General features: G+C 57.5%; 16 protein-coding genes. 8 read left to right on the top strand and 8 right to left on the bottom strand.

All coding sequences use genetic code 11. The annotated features are described in order from the left end of the window. The first annotated feature begins 213 nt into the window (after positions 1 to 213). The 7 genes from DC28_RS12915 to DC28_RS12885 all read left to right on the top strand — a co-directional run bounded on the left by DC28_RS12915 (position 214) and on the right by DC28_RS12885 (position 8,510). Complete coding sequence (locus DC28_RS12915; RefSeq protein WP_037549488.1) at positions 214 to 1,311, top strand: substrate-binding domain-containing protein; 1,098 nt, start codon at positions 214 to 216, stop codon at positions 1,309 to 1,311. 98 nt (positions 1,312 to 1,409) lie between these two features. Then, complete coding sequence (locus tag DC28_RS12910; protein WP_037549485.1) at positions 1,410 to 2,951, top strand: sugar ABC transporter ATP-binding protein; 1,542 nt, start codon at positions 1,410 to 1,412, stop codon at positions 2,949 to 2,951. Then, positions 2,944 to 4,140 (top strand): multiple monosaccharide ABC transporter permease, encoded by a 1,197-nt coding sequence (mmsB, locus tag DC28_RS12905; RefSeq protein WP_037549482.1) that lies wholly within the window; start codon positions 2,944 to 2,946, stop codon positions 4,138 to 4,140. Before DC28_RS12910 ends, mmsB begins: the two co-directional genes overlap by 8 nt. A 331-nt stretch (positions 4,141 to 4,471) precedes the next feature. After that, the gene (gene osmF, locus DC28_RS12900; protein ID WP_037549479.1) at positions 4,472 to 5,470 is read left to right on the top strand and encodes a glycine betaine ABC transporter substrate-binding protein OsmF; all 999 of its coding nucleotides are present in this window, start codon (positions 4,472 to 4,474) and stop codon (positions 5,468 to 5,470) included. Continuing rightward, positions 5,463 to 6,635 (top strand): ABC transporter permease, encoded by a 1,173-nt coding sequence (locus DC28_RS12895; RefSeq protein ID WP_156104691.1) that lies wholly within the window; start codon positions 5,463 to 5,465, stop codon positions 6,633 to 6,635. Before osmF ends, DC28_RS12895 begins: the two co-directional genes overlap by 8 nt. Further along, complete coding sequence (locus DC28_RS12890) at positions 6,632 to 7,759, top strand: ABC transporter ATP-binding protein (RefSeq protein ID WP_052078884.1); 1,128 nt, start codon at positions 6,632 to 6,634, stop codon at positions 7,757 to 7,759. Before DC28_RS12895 ends, DC28_RS12890 begins: the two co-directional genes overlap by 4 nt. After that, positions 7,752 to 8,510, top strand: coding sequence for an ABC transporter permease (locus DC28_RS12885; RefSeq protein WP_052078883.1), 759 nt, complete (start codon positions 7,752 to 7,754; stop codon positions 8,508 to 8,510). Before DC28_RS12890 ends, DC28_RS12885 begins: the two co-directional genes overlap by 8 nt. A 95-nt stretch (positions 8,511 to 8,605) precedes the next feature. On the opposite strand, the gene DC28_RS12880 is transcribed toward DC28_RS12885, so the two are convergent. The 3 genes from DC28_RS12880 to DC28_RS12870 form a co-directional block, all read right to left on the bottom strand. Further along, positions 8,606 to 9,508 carry an AraC family transcriptional regulator gene (locus tag DC28_RS12880; protein ID WP_037549476.1) on the bottom strand — a complete coding sequence of 301 codons (903 nt, stop codon included), beginning with the start codon at positions 9,506 to 9,508 and terminating at the stop codon, positions 8,606 to 8,608. Positions 9,509 to 9,672: 164 nt separating this feature from the next. Further along, positions 9,673 to 10,788 carry an ROK family protein gene (locus DC28_RS12875; RefSeq protein WP_037549473.1) on the bottom strand — a complete coding sequence of 372 codons (1,116 nt, stop codon included), beginning with the start codon at positions 10,786 to 10,788 and terminating at the stop codon, positions 9,673 to 9,675. A 182-nt stretch (positions 10,789 to 10,970) separates the two neighbouring features. Next, positions 10,971 to 11,528: a hypothetical protein gene (locus tag DC28_RS12870; RefSeq protein ID WP_037549472.1), complete on the bottom strand. Its 558-nt coding sequence runs from the start codon at positions 11,526 to 11,528 to the stop codon at positions 10,971 to 10,973. Between the two features lie 214 nt (positions 11,529 to 11,742). Here DC28_RS12870 and DC28_RS12865 point away from each other — a divergent pair, with 214 nt between their 5' ends. Then, positions 11,743 to 13,602 (top strand): methyl-accepting chemotaxis protein, encoded by a 1,860-nt coding sequence (locus DC28_RS12865; protein ID WP_156104690.1) that lies wholly within the window; start codon positions 11,743 to 11,745, stop codon positions 13,600 to 13,602. A gap of 108 nt (positions 13,603 to 13,710) precedes the next feature. On the opposite strand, the gene DC28_RS12860 is transcribed toward DC28_RS12865, so the two are convergent. Genes DC28_RS12860 through DC28_RS12840 form a run of 5 tightly spaced genes read right to left on the bottom strand, consistent with a single transcriptional unit; the run spans position 13,711 to position 18,160 of the window. Further along, positions 13,711 to 14,229 (bottom strand): flavodoxin domain-containing protein, encoded by a 519-nt coding sequence (locus tag DC28_RS12860; RefSeq protein WP_037549466.1) that lies wholly within the window; start codon positions 14,227 to 14,229, stop codon positions 13,711 to 13,713. Further along, positions 14,226 to 14,498, bottom strand: coding sequence for a hypothetical protein (locus tag DC28_RS12855; protein ID WP_037549464.1), 273 nt, complete (start codon positions 14,496 to 14,498; stop codon positions 14,226 to 14,228). Before DC28_RS12855 ends, DC28_RS12860 begins: the two co-directional genes overlap by 4 nt. Positions 14,499 to 14,503: 5 nt before the next feature. Further along, positions 14,504 to 17,221 carry an efflux RND transporter permease subunit gene (locus DC28_RS12850; RefSeq protein WP_037549462.1) on the bottom strand — a complete coding sequence of 906 codons (2,718 nt, stop codon included), beginning with the start codon at positions 17,219 to 17,221 and terminating at the stop codon, positions 14,504 to 14,506. Further along, positions 17,218 to 17,532 (bottom strand): transcriptional regulator, encoded by a 315-nt coding sequence (locus tag DC28_RS12845; RefSeq protein WP_037549460.1) that lies wholly within the window; start codon positions 17,530 to 17,532, stop codon positions 17,218 to 17,220. The genes DC28_RS12850 and DC28_RS12845 overlap by 4 nt, the downstream gene beginning before the upstream one ends. Beyond that, positions 17,525 to 18,160, bottom strand: coding sequence for a hypothetical protein (locus DC28_RS12840; protein ID WP_037549459.1), 636 nt, complete (start codon positions 18,158 to 18,160; stop codon positions 17,525 to 17,527). Before DC28_RS12840 ends, DC28_RS12845 begins: the two co-directional genes overlap by 8 nt. Positions 18,161 to 18,173 lie beyond the last annotated feature (13 nt).

Below are 18,173 nucleotides of genomic sequence, written 5' to 3'. Positions count from 1 at the left end.
TACAACCTTTTGCGCACTATGATCCTCCCTCAAGGGGTGTTCGGAGACCGATCGCACAAAACCTACCTATGATATGTGCTAATTAGAGTCCCGTTTTGGGGGTGAACGGTCCGCCAGGTGGAAATCGTACAGAACTTATCAGGATTGTCTTGTAGTTAGAATACAAATCTCCTCCCCATAATGACCTACCAAACAAAAGAAGGAGGAGAGGCAATGAAGAAGATCGTAGCCCTCTGTTGTATGCTGGTTCTGGCAACCGGCTTGGTGTTTGCCGGCGGACAAGCTGCCGGATCCCTGGACATTGGCCTGGCCATGCCCGAAACCCATGTAGAGCGCTGGCAAAAAGACGGCGCAGCCCTGCTTGAGGATGCTCAAGCCCTGGGATACAAGGCCGAGGTTGCCTTTGGTGATGCTGATCAGGGAAAGCAGAATCAGCAGATCCAGGATTTCATTACCAAGGGAGCCAAACTGCTCATTATCGGCTCCATAAACGAAGGGGTTGTCTCCGTCGTACAGGAAGCTGCTGAAGAGGGTGTTATCGTTATAGCCTATGACCGGCTTATTACCGGGTCAGATTCCTATGACTACTACATCACCTTTGATAATTTTAAGGTTGGACAGTTCCAGGGAATGGCCATCGAAGAGGCCTTGGATCTTGCCAATGCTCAGGCATCTAATCCAAAAAACATAACCCTCTTTGCCGGGTCACCCACGGACAACAATGCCAACTTCTTTTTTGACGGCGCCATGTCTGTCCTGCGGCCCTATGTACAGAGCGGCGTGCTGAACATTGTTGGCCCCGCACCCCTGGAATCCTCTGATTCAGCCTTTACCCAGATTGCCACCGAGAACTGGAGAGCCGATCTTGCCAAGGCCCGAATGGAAAACCTGCTGAATAACGATGCCGCAGACGTTGTATTGGATGCGGTTCTGGCTCCCAACGATACCCTGGCTCGGGCCATCATCGAAGCCCTGTCCACGGATGCTAAGTACAATACCACTGCGAAACTCCCCGTCGTGACCGGTCAAGATGGCGAGGTAGCATCCATCCAGTACATTCGTGACGGTAAACAGTACATGACCGTATTCAAGGACACCAGGAATCTTGCATCAGCAGCAATAGCCCTGGCGGATGCCTTAATCAAGGGAGAAACACCCCAGATCAGCGGCGCCCGGCTGGACACCCAGACCTACGACACCGGTAAAAAGGTTGTGAACTCCTACCTGCTGGAACCGGTCAATGTGACCCAGGATAACTACCGGGAAATCATGATCGACAGCGGCTATTACAGCGAGGCTGACCTGCAATAGCGTACAGCCCTTACCACGAACCCCGGCCTCCGGGCTGGGGTTCTCTTTTTGGGTACAGGTACCAATCCAGGCACCTAGAACGATGGAGAGGCTCAACGGTGAGTGAATATATCTTAGAAGTAGAAGGGGTTACAAAATCCTTTCCCGGAGTCCGTGCCCTGGATGATGTGAGTTTCCAGGTGAAAAAAGGGGAAATTCACTGCATCTGCGGAGAAAACGGCGCCGGAAAATCAACCCTGATGGGGGTTGTCAGCGGAGTACATCCCAAGGGCAGTTACGAGGGCAGGGTCCTCGTCCACGGCCAGGAAACCCATTTTCATAGCGTCCGGGACAGCGAGCAGGTGGGTTTGACCATCATGCACCAGGAACTAGCCCTAAGTCCCTACCTCTCTATATATGAGAACCTGTTTCTCGGACACATGAAGACCAAGATGGGGATTATCAACTGGGACCAGCTCCTGGCGGATTCCAGGCAATACCTGGACCGGGTAGGCCTGAAGGATCACCCGGCAACCATTGTAAGTAAACTCGGGGTGGGCAAGCAGCAGCTGGTAGAGATTGCCCGGGCCCTCTCGAAAAAAACGGAACTCCTGATACTGGATGAGCCCACAGCCTCCCTGAACGATGAGGAAAGCGCCAAGCTTCTGGAGTTGATTCGGGAACTGAAGAAAGAGGGGCTTACCTGCATCATGATCTCCCACAAGCTGAACGAGGTGCTGAGTATTGCAGATACCATCACCGTTATGCGGGATGGAAAATCCATTATCAGCTACGACACCCGGCAGCAGAAGGTAACCCAGTCCATGATAATCTCCGGGATGGTAGGCCGGGATATGACCCAGATGTACCCGGATAAGCAGCCGAATATCGGCGAAGTGCTGTTCGAGGTAGAGGACTGGACGGTGTACCACCCCGATTACCACAGCATGAAGGTGGTGGACAAGGCCTCCTTTCACCTGCGGAAGGGCGAGATTCTCGCGTTTTGCGGCCCCATGGGGGCGGGACGGACGGAATTGATGATGAGCATCTTCGGGAAGTCCTACGGATCATCCAGCGAGGGCACCATCCGCCTCAAGGGGCAGGACGTACAGTTTTCTACCCCGAAACAGGCCATCAGCGCCGGTCTGGGATACCTTTCCGAAGACCGCAAGGAGCTTGGGCTCATCCTGATTCAGGATGTGAAAACCAATATTTCAAACTCCAGCATCCCCAAACTTTCCCGGTACGGCATCCTCGACAGCCTGCGGGAATTTCGGGCTGCAGAACATTATAAAGATACCCTTAATATTAAGACCCCCTCCCTGGCGCAGATGGCCAGGAACCTCAGCGGGGGAAACCAGCAGAAGGTGGTGTTAGGCCGGTGCCTGCTGGCCGAACCGGAGATTTTCATTGTAGACGAGCCCACCAGAGGAATCGATGTGGGCGCAAAGTACGAGATCTACTGCATCCTCAACGACCTGGCAGCCCAGGGGAAAAGCATCATCATGGTAACCTCCGAGCTTCCTGAAGCCATCGGTATGGCGGACCGTATTTATGTGATGAACGAGGGGCAGATTAAGGGGTGCCTGCCCAGGGCAGAGGCCACCCAGGAAAAAATAATGCACATGGCGTTAGTCGATCAGGAGAGCGAAAATGTCTGATACTAGTCGTACCCAGGGCAGGTTCGGGTTCTTAGAACTTGCCAAAACCAACATCCGAAACTATTCGATGTTCATCATGTTGGCGGTGATCTTCATCGTCTTTTCGCTTCTGACCGGGGGGGTGAACGGAACCTCCCGGAATATAACCAATATATTCATCCAGAATTCCTACATTCTCATTTTGGCGGTGGGAATGGTGCTGGTTATTATTGTGGGGAACATCGACCTTTCGGTAGGTTCCGTAGCGGCCTTTACCGGGGCGATAAGCGCCATGATTTATAATACCGGCATCGGAATCCTCCCCACCATACTGCTGACGGTTATGGTAGGCTTGGCCATTGGAGCCTTCCAGGCCTTTTGGATCGCCTATGCCAGGATACCCGCTTTCATAGTAACCCTGGCGGGCATGCTGCTCTTCCGCGGTCTGACCTACATTATCACGAATGTTACCCCGGTATCCCTGATGGACGATTCCTTCAAACAGATCACCTCGGGCAGCATTACCGTGGCCGGCCTCACCTTCGAGGGCTTCCACGCCCTGGCGCTGCTGGTGGGGCTGTTCTTGGCGGTTATGTATGTGGCATGGGCCCTGACCGACCGCCGCCGCAAGAAGCAGAAGGGTTTCCAGGTGCTGCCCATCGGCTATGTTCTGCTGAAACTGGTCTTCGTGGTCAGTCTGATTATGCTCCTGGCCTGGAAGTTCGGCGATTACCGGGGAATCCCCACGGTAGCAGTGGTCCTTGGCATTGTAGTGGCCCTGTTCGTATTCATCAGCAAGAAAACGGTTATAGGCAGATACATCTACGCCGTGGGCGGAAACGCCCGGTCGGCCAAACTGTCGGGCATCAATTCCGAGATGGTCATCTTCCTGGTACACACCATCATGGGCGGTCTTGCGGGACTCGCTGGGTTGGTGTTTACCGGTTACATGAATTCCGCCCTGCCCCAGGCGGGAAACCTCTTTGAGCTGGACGCCATTGCAGCCTGTTTCATCGGAGGCGCCAGCGCATCCGGAGGAATCGGCACCATCATCGGCGCCATTACCGGCGGTCTGGTCATCGGGGTTATCAACAACGGAATGTCCCTGATGAACATCGGCGCGGACTGGCAGTACGTGGTCAAGGCCCTGGTACTGCTCTTTGCGGTTCTCTACGACATCTACACCCGTCGGAAAAGCGGATTAGGCTAACCTCCGGATTTATACCGGGTACTTCATATCCTCCTGCCTCCTGGACATCCTTGGTTCCAGGAGGCCTTTTTTTTATGGGGTGATTTCCATGCCGGGCCAACATCCAGGATGGGGTGAACCCGGGGGGCTCATCCATCGGGGGACGGCCTTAGGGCTGTAGCCGGTTTCAGGCCGGAGTGTTGTCGGAATGCTGCCGGAGTGTCGTCGGAATGCTGCCGGAGTGTCGTCGGAATGCTGCCGGAGTGTCGTCGGTTCCGGGAGGGGCCGAGGCTGGTGAAAATTTGCCATTTTTTTTGGGACTCATTATTGTAGATTAAAACAGGAGGTTTCTATGAAGAGGTTCATAATCACCCCCAGGGGTGTAGGAATACTGCTGCTCGGGGCGATGCTCCTAGGCGGGTCCGGATTGCTGTTCGCCGGGGGATCGGGGGAACCCCAGGCCGAGCAGGGAGACCAGATGATGATGACCCGGACGGATGACCGTCGAATCACCATCGGATCAAAGATCGATACCGAGGGTGCATTGCTGGGGACCATGATGAAACTGCTCTTGGAGCAGCAGGGCTTCCAGGTGGTGGATCGGATCCAGACCGGGGCGACATCCATCGTACGCGGCGCCATAATCTCCGGGGAGATCGATGTATACCCCGAATATACCGGGAATGGATTTTACTTCTTCCCGGACCAAACCGAGGCTGAGCTGTGGAAGGACGCCCAACAGGCATGGCAGACCGTGAGCCGCCTGGACCGGGAACAGAATGATCTGGTATGGCTCGAATCCGCCCCGGCGAACAACACCTGGGCCATTGCAGTCCGGGGTGATCTTGCCCAGGAAGAGGGGCTTTCCACCCTGGAAGATCTGGCCCAGTACATCAACGCCGGGGGACGGTTCAAGATCGCAGCCAGCGAGGAGTTCGTTTCCAGCCCGGCTGCCCTGCCGAGCTTTGAGGAGGGCTACGGCTTCTCCCTGACGGATTCCCAGATGTTGGTGCTTTCCGGGGGAAATACGACCCTGACCGAACAGGCTGCCGCCCGGGGCCAGGAGGGGGTCAATGCCGCCATGGCCTACGGCACCGACGGCCAGTTAGCCGCCCTAGGCCTCGTGGTACTAAAGGATACCAAGAAGGTTCAGCCGGTCTACGAACCGGCTCCGGTCATCCGCCGGGAGGTCTTCGAAGAGTATCCGGAGATCGCCGAAATCCTGAATCCGGTCTTTGCCAGCCTGGATCTGGAAACCCTTCAGTCCCTGAATAGTGCGGTTTCCGTCGAGGGCCGGGCAGTGGAGACGGTGGCCCGGGACTACCTGACCGAGCAGGGCTTCCTTGACTAGGGAGGCAAAGGTCGGTCTTCTATGCACCATGGCGGCCTCCGCTGCCCTGGTGCTTCCTTTTTTTTCTCTCCAGGCAAACCGCGTGGCCCAGCCCCGGCATGTGTGGCTTTTTGAGGCCCTGCCGGGATGGATGACCCTGGGGGTGTTACTGCCCCTGGGGGCGGCCTGGGCGGCGGTTTTGGCGGTGCGGGGGCGTTGGCAGGGCCGGGTGCTCTGGGGAGCGAGCGCCGCCGGGGTCGCCGGGGCTCTGGCGGTGTTGGGGGCGGCCGGTCTGGTTCAGGGGCAGATGCTGCCCCCGGCGGGGCGGCTGGGGCTGGGAGCCGGCTGGGTGCTGTATACCCTGGCTATGGCGGTGCCCTGGTTCGGTCTGGAGCAGGGCCGCGTCAGAACCCTCCTCGGGGCAGCGGGTATTCTCGGGGTTGCCGCTGTGGCGGCTCTGGGAGGCGGATTTGATTCCCTGGGAATTGTGAAGGAGGCGGGGAACCAGCGCAGCCGTTTGATCCTGGAGGTGGGTAATCACCTGCGGATAACCGGGGCGGCGGTGTTCCTCGCCGGACTCGGGGGTATTCCCGGAGCCTTCTGGGCATACCGCCGACAGGCAGCTCGGAAGGTGCTCTTCACGGCAACGAATCTGCTCCAGACTATTCCGACCATCGCTCTGTTCGGGTTGCTCATTGCGCCTTTGACCTCCCTGGGGCAGGTTCTGCCCTGGTTACGCCAGGCGGGCCTCCGGGGAATAGGGGATACGCCCGCCATTATCGCTCTGGCCCTGTACGCTCTGTTCCCAGTGCTGCGGAACAGTTATGAGGGGTTAGCCGGGGTGGATGCCCGGGTACTGGATGCCTCCCGGGGCATGGGCATGAGCCGCTTCCAGGTTACCTGGTTAGTGTTACTGCCCGCAGCCTCACCGGTGATCCTCCACGGGCTGCGGGTCGCCCTGGTGCAGACCCTGGGGAACGCGGTACTGGCTAAATTGGTGGGAGCCGGTGGGCTCGGTGTCTTTGTGTTTGAGGGGCTGGGTCAGTATTCGGTGGATATGGTGCTCCTGGGGATTCTCCTGGTGGGGGGGATTACCCTGGTTGTAGACGGCCTCATGCGGGGAATTATGGCCGTGCTTACCCCCCGGGCGTTAGCATCGGGTTTTGCCAAGGAGGTTGCAGGGTGATTTCATATCAAGATGTTCATGTGCGCTACGGAAAAACCCAGGCTCTCCAGGGGATCGATCTGCTGGTTCCGCCGGGCAAGGTAACCGTGCTCATAGGTCCCAGCGGATGCGGAAAATCTACCACCCTCCGGTGTCTGAACCGCCTGGTGGAGATCCAGGGCGGTCGAATCACCATAAACGACCAGGACATTCAGGATCAGGATGAGATCGGCCTGCGCCGGTCCATGGGGTACGCCATCCAGAGTGTGGGGCTCATACCCCATTTGACCGTTTTGGAAAATATCTGCCTTGTGCCCCGGTTACTCGGCTGGCCCCGGGACCGTCAGCTGGCCCGGGCTGCCGAGCTGCTGCAGCTCATCGGATTGCCCCGGGATGAGTACGGAGGGAAATTCCCCGGCCAGCTCAGCGGGGGAGAGGCCCAGCGGGTAGGGGTGGCCCGCGCCCTGGGGGCTGATCCGCCGATCCTGCTCTTAGACGAGCCCTTCGGAGCGGTTGATCCCCTGAAGCGCGAGGAGCTCCAGGATGAGTTCGTCCGGATTCAGCGCCGACTGCGGAAGACCGTGCTCTTTGTTACCCATGATTTGGATGAGGCCGTGCGCCTGGCGGACCATCTGGTTATTATGAAGGATGGTCGGATTGTCCAAGCCGGCGATCCCAGCGAGGTGCTCGGATCCCCGAACTCCCCCTTTGTGGCGGACTTTCTCGGCTCCGACCGGGCTCTAAAACGGCTTACCCTCTTTACTGCCGACCGCATCATGAAACCCCTGGGGCACGGGCAAGCTACCCCGGATACCGAGGTCTGCCTCTCCCTGTCCCATGCACCCCGGTTGTTCCCCCATAGTTCCCTAAAGGAATGCATGGCCCGGATGCTCGCCCAGGGCACCCCCTGGGTGCATATCTACGCCGCCGACCCCGCTCCCGGGAATACCCCAGGGCACAGCCCCGGGCCAGAAGAATCCCCACCCCCGGAAACACCCCTGGGCACCGTCTACTTCGAAGACATTCAAGAGATCAGTTTTCAGGGATTCTCTCTGGCCCCCAAGGCAGCCTCTGCCTCCGCTGTACCCGAACAAACCCCTCCTGCCGCCTCACCGGCAGCGGGGAGGGAGTACGGAGATGAGTAAGACCCTCAGAACCCGCCCGGGTTGGATTCTGCCCCTGGCCGGTACCGTCCTGTTAGCACTCTATATAAGCATGCCCGAGGTCCAGGAACGGGTCCTGGGTCTGCTTTTTCCATCCACCGGAACCTACACCCACTCCCGGTTAAACCTCTTGCAGATGAGTCTGGACCACCTGATCATCACCACCCTGGCTACGGGAATCTCATTCTTCATCGGCCTGGGCCTGGGTATTCTGGTGACCCGCCGGGCGGGCAAGGACTTTCTGAGCCTGGTGACCCGGCTCTCCGCCCTGGTCCAGACCCTGCCCCCCTCAGCGGTGATCATTCTGGCATTTCCCTTTCTCGGTTTCGGATGGGCCCCAACCCTGGCGGCATTGTTTCTGTACTCCCTGTTTCCTGTCATGGGCAATACCATCCTGGGGTTCCAGACCGTGGATCCCGGGGTAATGGATGCGGCTAGGGGCCTGGGCATGGCCGAGGCCCAAGCCCTCAGGATTGTTGAATTTCCCATGGCCGCACCCTACATCCTTACCGGGCTGCGCCATGCCTTCATTCTCAACCTCGCCACGGCTGCCATCGGGGCCGTCATCGGAGCCGGCGGGCTGGGGGTCATCATCATGAGCGGCCTAACCCTGCAGAACAGCGCCCTGGTATTCTCTGGAACCCTGGTTATTACCGGTTTTGCCCTGCTGGGTGAATACATCTTTGGGTTGATTCCAACGCCCCGGCCTCCCCAGGGGCAATCCGCACCCTGAACCGAATCTCTTCGGTTTGCCTAGTGCGCAAAAGACTGTAGCAATGCACCCCGTGGAATCTCACAACGCTTTAGGTAGTACTGGGTATTGATGGTTCATTCTTCCCTTCTTTTCACCGCGGTTACAAGAAATGTTACCAGGAGTTCGGGGTTTTCCAGATTATTTTGGTACCATTCGTAGTTGGGACGTGAGAAATCCGGTTCCCAACCGCTGTGAGGAAGCCATTCCGTCATCCACGAATGCCAAACGGGGCCAATGGCCTCGGAACTACCGAAGTGAACTGTCACCGCATATAACCCGGAGGGGATTAGTAGTTCCTCCAAATCAAATTGCGTTTCTAGGGTTTCCGTCGTCACGAACCCCGCGTAGGCTCTTTTTTGGTCCTGGGGTATTGAATCCGCATTGTCTAAGAACACGGAGATAAATTCCTTCCCGAGCTGGTGAATGTTCTTGTCTTGTACAGTGGTGAGAAATCGATTCCACTGCTTGGGCAACTGCCAATAGTCGCCGACGATTTTGTACCCGTAAAAAATCTTTTCTTCAAATTGAACGATCTTGGTCTCCATAGCCTCTTTTCCTCCTTTGGCATAGAACCAGGTCTTTCGTTCATTCTTTCTAGAATAATGAACGCCAACCCTGGACGGAATGTAGGGATGCCAGGAAGACTGGCGGCGCAGTTGTGTCGGACTCAGGCCCCATGTTCTTCGAACCGCCTTGGATAGCATTTCTACAGTGGAATACCCGCAGTCAAATGCAATGTCGGTTATCCGTTTCTTTTCTCGGAGCATGGTCATGGCTTTTTCCAGTCTCAACCTGTCTGCACATGCCTTGAAGGTCTCACCGGTAAGATCCTTGAATTGCTTATGAAAGTGGTACGGTGACGCCGCAACGCTCTCAGCGATTCTTCGGAAATCCGGCGGATCATCCAGGGTATTGAGAAGCGTGATCAGGGCCTCATCAACCTTTCTGTGCCAGTCGATTCTCGTGTCATCCCTCATGGCTCCCACCTTATTACGTTTTGCCTACCCATACTTGTCAAATCTTGGGATCTTTCCGCCCGGCGGTGTTCCGGTTAGAACCCCAGGGGGATACGTACCGTCCAAGGGTATGCGGTTCTTTTGCAACACCCGGCCAGGAGGTGAGGGCACGGACCCATAGGTTCCTACACTGCCGGATTTTCCCCGGCGGCCAGGGCAGCTAACACCGCCGAACCTACGAGGTTGGCGTTCAGACCCCGTTCGTCGATTACCGATGGGCGCAGATAGTTCATCAGTCCGAATCGTCCGAAGAGGCGCTGGGCCGATGGGCCGAAGTAGGGCAGGGCGTAGCTTGGTTTTCCTCCCAGGCAGATGGGTACTCCGTCGGCGAGGCCGTCGGCCTGGGCTTGGCGGAGGAGGATCCGGGTGGCGTGGGCCAGGATCTTGCCGTAGAGCCGGTCGGTGTTCAAGGCAGCCTCTACCCGCATACTGGAGAGCTTGCTGATGTGTCGTCCGGCGATGCTCGGATCGGACATCTGCCGGGTTTCATGGATGTCCAAAAAGCGCTCGTAAAAATCATCATCGGCAACCACTGCCCGGAATAACCGGCATCGCCCGGGTCCGCTGAGAATCGTCTCGGCCCGAAGGGCATCCTGGCGTCCTCCGGGGCCGACCAAAGCCCCCTCTCCTAAATCCTCGGCTAAGATGCGTTCAAACCGTGGGTAGGAGCTCTGTACCTCGGTAAAGAGGCTTTCCAGGGTCAGTTTCTCCAGGGGGATTGCATAGCCGGGCTCGTTGGAAAAGTGCAGATCCTCGTCCTTTCCGCTCCAGTTTACCGATGGGTACATGACCCGGCCGTCTCGGCTGATCCAGGCGCCGCCCCAGCCGCCCCCGAAGACCCAGTACAGGAGTTCTACCTGGAGCACACTCCACTCCGCCAAGGCACCGGCGTTGGCGTCGTTTTCAATGGCCGTTGGACGGTCTAACCGCTCCTGAAAGAAGCTGCGCAGGTTATGGCCGTTAAAATGATCAAGATTGTGAATCAGCTGGAATGCCCCTTCGTCGGTCAGGATTCCAGCCGTGGCGATTCCTGTTGCCCGGATATCCGTGGCTGAAAGCCCGTGGTCCTCCAGGAGCCTTAGAATCCACCCGAGAAGACCCTCGCTGTAGCTGGCGAAGTCCGGTCCGTAGGATTCAATGGGAAAGACCGTTTCGGCCTGAAGCTCTTTGGTTCCCCGGAACAGGCCGACTTTTGTTCCCTGGCCGGCGCCCAGATCCAGGGCAAGATACAGTGGTTTCATGGGTTCTATGATGCACCATAATGGCTGGGGAGGAAATACCCAAGATGCAAAATCGTGGTGAGCCCCCTAGGTGCCTACCCATGACGGTGGGGATTTTTACGGCCGTTCCATGGATGGGGGCGTAAAAAAAGCCGCCTCGGGAGAGGCGGCTGTTAACCCTGGGTTTGGATAAGCCAGGGAGATTACTGGACGATGAGCTCGCCGGTTACCGCGCCGCCGTTGGTCATCTGGAAGCTATCACGGTATTCTTGGCTGGAGAAGTATACCGAACCCTGGACTGTGGCGTCGGTGATGAGGAAGTTCGGAGCTTCCACGTACACATCGCCGTTGAAGGTTCCCCCCTGGATCCGGGCGTTTTCGCTGCGGACTGTCAATTTCGGGGCGCTCAGGGTGAAGCGCGCGGTGACGTTCCGATCAGCATCCTGGGTGTAGAGGGCGATTTTCCTGGCGGGTGTGTCCCGGTTGGTAAAGGCTCCCTCAAGAACGAGGTCTTGGTCGAAGCTCAGATCCTTCAGGGTAGCGATGATCCAGGTACCGTCACTGCTGATTGCCTGGAGGAAGGCTTGGTTCGTATTCACAATAGAGGCGGTGGTTACCACATCTGCTGCCTCGGAAGCCTCCTCCTGAGCCTGATTTTGGGATTGGGCGGGTTCTTGCTCAGCACCGCCGCCGCAGGCTGCTAGTACTATAACGGTCAGTATCAGGAGCAGGACTCCCGGGAATAATCGATTCTTAATCATGGTTTGTCTCCTTGGACATGGATTTGTGATTTCTTGCAGGCCCCGTAACCTAGCAAGGCCCGCTTTAGAGAAATCCTATCAAATATAAGAAAAAAGGTAAACAATACCCGGTACGCAAAGCCCTGCCCAGTTTCAGATATTTCTACTATTCGTAGTGATTCTCTTTTGGGAATAGCGTATTATTGGATGAGAAGTAAGAATACGAGGTAAAAACGTGAAAACAACTAAACGGGGCATGACCATCGGTGCCAAGATTCTCTTGGTAGCGGCCGCGGGGTTCATCATTATGGGAACGGTTATTTCCGTGTTCTATGTGGTGGATATTAGAAACGAAGCCGAGAAGGCCTTGCTGGAAAAAAGCCGGGCCCTGGTTCTGAATGCCGAAGCGGTGCGGGAGTATATGGCGGCCCGGATAGCCGACGGAACCATTCAACCCCTGGAACAACTTGCCGAGGAGATGGGTTACGATCAGGCGGTTGCTGCGGTGCCGATCATTGCGGCCATCCGGGTGGCCGAAGAGTATGCCGAGGAAGGAAACTATGAGTTTCGTGTCCCCAAGTTTCAGCCCCGGAATCCCCGGAATGAACCTACTCCCTTGGAGGCTGAGGTGCTCCAGGAGCTGCAAGCCAGCGGCAGGGATGAGCAGGTTATTTTTGAACGAAATCAGATACGGTACTTTAAGGCGATAACCCTAACTGAGGATTGCCTGCTCTGCCACGGCGGCCCGGCGGGCACGCTGGATCCCTTGGGACTGCCCAAGGAGGGCTGGCAGGTAGGGTATAAGCCCGGTGCCTTTGAGATTATTTCCTCCCTGGATAATGCACAGCTAGCTCAGCAACGAGCAGGGATTTGGGTGAGCACCATTACCCTGGGGTTATTCTTAGCCATCGGTTCGGTGCTATGGTGGATGGTCAAGGTTATTACCAAACCCTTGCAGGACTATGCCGGCAATTTTGAGACCGCCGCCGGAGGCGATCTTCGGGTTCGATCCAGGGCAAACACCCGGGATGAGATCGGTACCCTATCCGGGCACTTCAACCGCTTTCTGGAAAACCTCGGCGGCCTGGTTTCCCAGGTGCGCCACACTGCCTATACGGCTGACAGTACCGGTCAGGAACTTGCATCCATGTCCGAAGAGTCTTCGGCGAATCTCACAGAAATAAAAACCACTATTGAGAGCATGGAGGAAAAATCCCGCCGGCTGGATAATGAAGCTTCCCAGAGTACCCAGGCTGCACGGGAACTTCGGGAACTGCTTGAGCAGTTAGGTGGGATTATGGCCGATCAGGCCTCAGCTATTGATGAAAGCTCGGCCTCCATCGAACAGATTTCCTCCTCGATCCAGAACATCGCCCGGTCGGCAGAGCAGAAGCTCAGCATCGTTACCACTGTGGAAACCATGGCGGAGAAGGGCGAGCGGGACATGGAGGATACGGTAAAGGTTATTGCCCAGGTGGAACTGGCCGCCGGAGGCATTTCCGAGACTATTGCAGCCATTACCGAAATAGCCAGTCAGACGAATATGCTGGCCATGAACGCCGCCATTGAAGCCGCCCATGCCGGTGATGCCGGCCGGGGCTTCGCCGTGGTAGCCGAGGAGATCCGCCGGTTAGCCGAGATGAGCAATCAGCGGGTAAAGGTCATCTCCGACTCCCTCACCGAGATTGCCACCTCGGTTTCCCAGTCTGCGGCCAGCGCAGAGGAATCGGGCCGGTCCTTCCACGAGATTGTGGCAGGGGTACGGGACATAGCCGGTGGTATGCAGGAGATGTCCAATGCGACGGCGGAGCTTTCCGGGGGAAGTAATCAGATTGTCGAAGCCCTGACCCTGCTGATCAACCTGACCAGCGATGTGAAGCTGGCGTACCAGCGGATGGAAGAAAAGGCCGAGGCCATCCGGGCATCCATGGATACCCTGGGCATGGTTTCGGTGGAGAATAAACAGGGAATGGCCGAGGTCACCCAGGGTGTCCGGGAGCTGAACGAGGCGGTGCTCATGATGTCCGAGCTGAGTACCAAAAATGCCGACATGGTGGTGGAATTAAACCGGATGCTGGGGGCTTTTAAATTGTAGATGGTGCGCAAAAGGTTGTAAACGACACCAGATATAGCGGAACAACCAGTACGTCCACCCATGGGTGGGCGTGCTGGTTTACCAGAACTCCGGGATCGCCAGGGGAGGTTAATCTTCCGAGGGGGCCGGAGATTCCAGGGCGGCGGCCAGGGAGCGGGCCAGGGGGCCAAGGCTTTCCGGACGGCGTTTGTCCGTGGTTTGTGTAAGCCCGCTGACCTTTTTTAGAACGAACTTGAACAGCCAGTTCATCTTCTCAAAGTTGGCCATGCCGCCCGGGGTTACCTTGACACATGCGTGGGCTAGGAGTGCCGGGGGAAAGTTGGATTCTAGGTATTCCATGGCGGCCTCTCCCTCGGCGAGGCAGGTTACGTACAGGCCCAGGGGTTTTTGCTTGAGCTCGGAGGCGTGGGCGTCAGCGAAGCTGCGCATCCGGGAGGAAATTTGTCCCGCATAGACCGCCGCTCCGAGCACAACGGCGTTAAAATCCCCTAGAGAAGGGAGAGGATCCTTCCCCAGACGGACAAGACTGCTCTGAATGCCAAATTCCTGTTCCAGGATAAGGGCGGTTTCCTGGGCAGCCCAGGCTGCGCTGCCGTACTTGGTGGTGTAGAGAAATAGTACCTTCATTCTCCGGTCTCCTTTATGTACAAGAGTTTGTTGCGTATGTACAGGCCAATGTCGATGGCCACCATGGTGCCGTTGAGGATGTACAGAAAGATTACCGGGTCGTAGGCGAAGAAGGCCTTGTGCAGGACTCCGGATACATAGCCGATAAAGAGTGCCACCAGAAAAACGAGGCTTTTAGAGCCAACCTGCCGGCTGGTCCAGCTCTTATAGATCGAGAAGGGCCAGGCCATGCCGAAGCAGATTAGCATGATTATTTCAAAGATGCTCATACGCCTTAGTATGGTTTATGAAATCGTTTTAGTATACCTCCGTGAAAGCAAACCGAGTAAAACAGGGCCAGAGTCACCGCCAGGCTTAGGACGATCCCGGTCCCCTGCATGCCCCGCATGGGACTTGGTATGAAAGAGAGAAAGCCGATAACGGTGGTCAGGGTTGTCATGACGATGGCCTTGCCAACCCGGGATAGAACCCCGGCCATGGATGCTCGGCTCCCGCTGTCTTGGGTGGCTGGGCTGTCTTGGGTGGCTGGGCTGTCTTGGGTGGCTGGGCTGTCCGCTGCCCCGTGGTGGACTTCGGCCGGCCGGTCTTCCCCGGGGGTCAGTGGCAGGCTCTGGGATTGTTGCAGGCTCTGGCGGCGGGCGTGGCTGAGGTGGACCGCGTCATCGATGCCGATCCCGATGAGCAGGGGGATGGCAATGAAATTCATGAAGTCGATTCTTAATCCCGTCAGCGCCATGATGCCGAAGAGGCTGGCGACACTCAATACCAGGGGCATCATGGTGGCCAGGGTGTAGGGTAGATTCCGGAAATCCAGGAGCAGGACCAGGAAAATCACACCCAGGGCAAGCAGGCTAACCTGCAACCCGTCCCGGCTCACCATGGAATTCAGCTGGTCCGAGGCCAGTACCATGCTGGTGGCCTGGGGGGCCAGGGGTTCCAGGGCGTCAATAAGGTCCCGGCGTGCCTGGGCCTCCCATAGGTTTCCCGTGGGGTAGAGGGTTATCAGGTTTTCGCCCCCCTCCCTGGAGAGGTATAGATCCTTCATACTCCCGGGCAGCTGTTCCAGGGTCGGGGCAGGCTCGTCGAGGGTTTCCTGCATCCACTGCGTTAGGGCCTTCTCCAGAGATAGGATGTAGGCCGCAAAGTCCTGGGTTCCCTGGGAACCTGAAAGGGCTGCGGTGTAGGGTTGGGGTGCATCCAGAACCCGGGAGAACAATGCAGTAACTGCCTCTTTCAGGGCCTGGATCTGAACCAGAATCGCCGGATCCTGGAGGCCGGGGCCGGCGAATTGGGCCGATCCTGGTTCCGGGGTCGATTGATTCTGACCTGCCAGGTACCGGGAAAGGGCTTGCTTCCGGCGGGTTATATCATCCGGGCTGGGTAGGAAGGCGGCCAGGGAGTCCACCTCCTGGATTCCCGGAATCTCCCGCAGGCGGGGCACCAGAGCCGCGGTTTCTTCCAGGGAATCGCTGAGGATGTACAGGGGATCCGGAGCCAGACCCATTTCTCGGACCATGGTGTGCTGAAGTTCGATGCTCTCCAAGCCTTTGGCTTCCAGGTTCATAATGTTGTCTTCCATCTTCAGCCCCGGAGCCTGGGTTACCAGGAGAATGGCAAGCAGTCCTGAGGTAAGGGTGATTCTACCGCCATAGGCTGCAAAAAACGATGCGATTCTACCGGGCTGGGATCCGGAAACAAAGCCCACCGGGGGAAGGGAGAACTCGGGCTTACCCTTCTTAGCCAGCCGGCCCGCCCGCAGGCTTGTCAGGGCCGGAACCACCAGAACCATGGCCGCCAGTTCGAGGATAATCCCGCCCCCGGCAACCACTCCGAGCTCCACAGCCATCTGGGACTCCGCAGCCAGGAGGCAGAAGAAGGCGGCCGCGGTTGTCAGCCCCCCGGTGAGCAGTCCCCGGCCGATGCCCTTCAGGGCACGGGCCATTTTTTCCCGGCTGGGGGCGTTTCCGTTCTCAGCCTGGAGGTACGCGGTAAGGATATGAATACCGAAGTCTATTCCCAGGCCCATGAGGGCAATAAGGTACATGGCCGTTAGGATGTTCAGCCGGCCGAGAATGAAGCCGGTGTAGCCCACGGTCCAGAGGATTCCTAGGAGTAGGGGGAGTCCCAGAAGAATCGGGGCCTGGGGCATCCGGAAGTTGAGGATCATCAGGCCGGCAATCAACCCAAGAGCCACCACGAAGCCCAGGGCCAAGCCCCGCTCGCTGGTAACAGCCTCGTCCTTGGCCACCACCAAGAATCCGGTGAGGCCTGCTGTTACTCCGGAACCCTCCAGAGCACCGTGCACGGCCTCTTCAATCCTGGTAACAGCCGGAGCCAGTTCGAAGAAATCATTCACTCCGACGGTTGTAACGATAGTCATGATGCCCCGGGTGCCCTGGGCGTTGGTTATCAGCTCCGGTCCGGTTAGGGCGTTTTGCAGGGCGGATAGCCGCTGCGCATCATCAGCGCCATCCCCGGTTCCCGAGAAGGCTAAAAAATCGTTTCCCAGGGTTGTCAGGGAGTGGCGGAGACGGGCTGTCTCGGTTTGGGAGAGTTCATCGGGGTTTATCCGGCCAAGTTCCCGGGCGAGTTGGGCCAGGGATTGGCTGGGGTCCGAGGCGGCGAGGTCAAAATCCTCCAGCAGCAGGGCGTAGCGCCGGAGGTACTCCTGGTCCGCTCCGAGGATGACCCGGTGGACCAAATCAGTCAAATCACCCTGGGAAAGACGCCGGGAAATACGTTCCGCCCCGGCTGCTAGACTTTGGGAATCCGGACCCTGGAGGTACACCAGGATGGAATCGCTGGAGGGAAATTCCTCCACAATGGTCTGTAGATCCCGGGTTGCGGGGGTGTTCTGGGGCATGATGGAATAAAAATTCATCTCCAGGGTCAGCATCAGGCTGCCCAGGGCCGCAATCAGGCTGATACCCAGGGCTAGGATGAGAGCGCGCCGGGGGTGGGTAGCGCTCCAGGTTCCTATACGTTGGATCATGATCGTTTCTCCTTTGTTTCTGCGAGTAGTTGTTCTAAAAAGCCGAGGTAGGCCTCGTAGGCTTGGATCCCGAGGCCGGTTAGGGAATAAATGGTGGCTGCCTGGCCCGACACAATGCGCTTTTCTCCATGGATCAGGTTCTTGGCGCTCAGTTTCCTAATGTGGCTGTACAGGGCTCCGTCGCTTAATTCCAGGGTGGACCTAAGATCAGCGAAGCTGGTTTCGCCGTCGGTGTACAGCAGGGTTAGGATGGATAACCGGGTGCGTTCAAAAAAATCCTGGTCGAACTGGGTGTGCAGTCCATCAGGCATGGTCATCCTCCGTTACTCCGTCCCGGTAGGGTCCCTTCTTGGTAAAATGCCGGTACACAAATCCGCCCAGGAGCATGGCCAGACTGATGGAAAATCCGACTGCCGGGACAAGCACCGGGCTTCCCGGAGCAACGGCCAGGACGGCGATTCCGAGTATCCCGGCGGAGAGCCCGACCTGGTAAAATCCCTTAAATCCCATAATACCCAGCACACTGAAGCTCAGGGCAATGGTGGGCAGGAGCAGGTAGGGTATGGCCTGGGCTGCATCGGCCCGAATGAGTCCCAGGATGAACCCCGCCGCCGTCAGGCTGCCGGTTCCGAAGAACCAATAGAAGGGATGGTAGCGCTTCGCCCAGGGACCCAGGCCCAGGGAGATGCTCTGGCGGATGAAGGCCAGGCTCTCCAGGAGTATCCCGAGGCCGACGATCCCGGCCCATAGCAGGGACGGTGCCGATCCGTCTTGTAATCCCAACCCCGGAAACATCCATGTTTGAACTGCCGTTCCCAGGGCGATGAGCACTGCCCAGGTAAAAAAGGCCCAGGGCTCCAGTACCCGCCGGGCCCGGCGGCGCTCTAGTACCTCCTGGAGGATGTGAATCTGCTCGTTTGAAGGCCTTGTATGGTTCATGAATTCTCCTTTG

The sequence above is a fragment of the Spirochaeta lutea genome, assembly GCF_000758165.1.
Taxonomy (GTDB): Bacteria; Spirochaetota; Spirochaetia; order DSM-27196; family Salinispiraceae; genus Spirochaeta_D; species Spirochaeta_D lutea.
The sequence above is the reverse complement of the archived record's forward strand: the minus strand, read 5'-3'. Positions and strand labels throughout refer to the sequence as shown.

What these genes read in the sequence shown, in the direction of transcription:
- DC28_RS12915 (WP_037549488.1), top strand. Translation starts at nt 214, where the DNA reads ATGAAGAAGATCGTAGCCCTCTGTTGTATGCTGGTTCTGGCAACCGGC.
- mmsB (WP_037549482.1), top strand. Translation starts at nt 2,944, where the DNA reads ATGTCTGATACTAGTCGTACCCAGGGCAGGTTCGGGTTCTTAGAACTT.
- osmF (WP_037549479.1), top strand. Translation starts at nt 4,472, where the DNA reads ATGAAGAGGTTCATAATCACCCCCAGGGGTGTAGGAATACTGCTGCTC.
- DC28_RS12885 (WP_052078883.1), top strand. Translation starts at nt 7,752, where the DNA reads ATGAGTAAGACCCTCAGAACCCGCCCGGGTTGGATTCTGCCCCTGGCC.
- DC28_RS12880 (WP_037549476.1), bottom strand. Translation starts at nt 9,508, where the DNA reads ATGAGGGATGACACGAGAATCGACTGGCACAGAAAGGTTGATGAGGCC.
- DC28_RS12875 (WP_037549473.1), bottom strand. Translation starts at nt 10,788, where the DNA reads ATGAAACCACTGTATCTTGCCCTGGATCTGGGCGCCGGCCAGGGAACA.
- DC28_RS12870 (WP_037549472.1), bottom strand. Translation starts at nt 11,528, where the DNA reads ATGATTAAGAATCGATTATTCCCGGGAGTCCTGCTCCTGATACTGACC.
- DC28_RS12860 (WP_037549466.1), bottom strand. Translation starts at nt 14,229, where the DNA reads ATGAAGGTACTATTTCTCTACACCACCAAGTACGGCAGCGCAGCCTGG.
- DC28_RS12855 (WP_037549464.1), bottom strand. Translation starts at nt 14,498, where the DNA reads ATGAGCATCTTTGAAATAATCATGCTAATCTGCTTCGGCATGGCCTGG.
- DC28_RS12850 (WP_037549462.1), bottom strand. Translation starts at nt 17,221, where the DNA reads ATGATCCAACGTATAGGAACCTGGAGCGCTACCCACCCCCGGCGCGCT.
- DC28_RS12845 (WP_037549460.1), bottom strand. Translation starts at nt 17,532, where the DNA reads ATGCCTGATGGACTGCACACCCAGTTCGACCAGGATTTTTTTGAACGC.
- DC28_RS12840 (WP_037549459.1), bottom strand. Translation starts at nt 18,160, where the DNA reads ATGAACCATACAAGGCCTTCAAACGAGCAGATTCACATCCTCCAGGAG.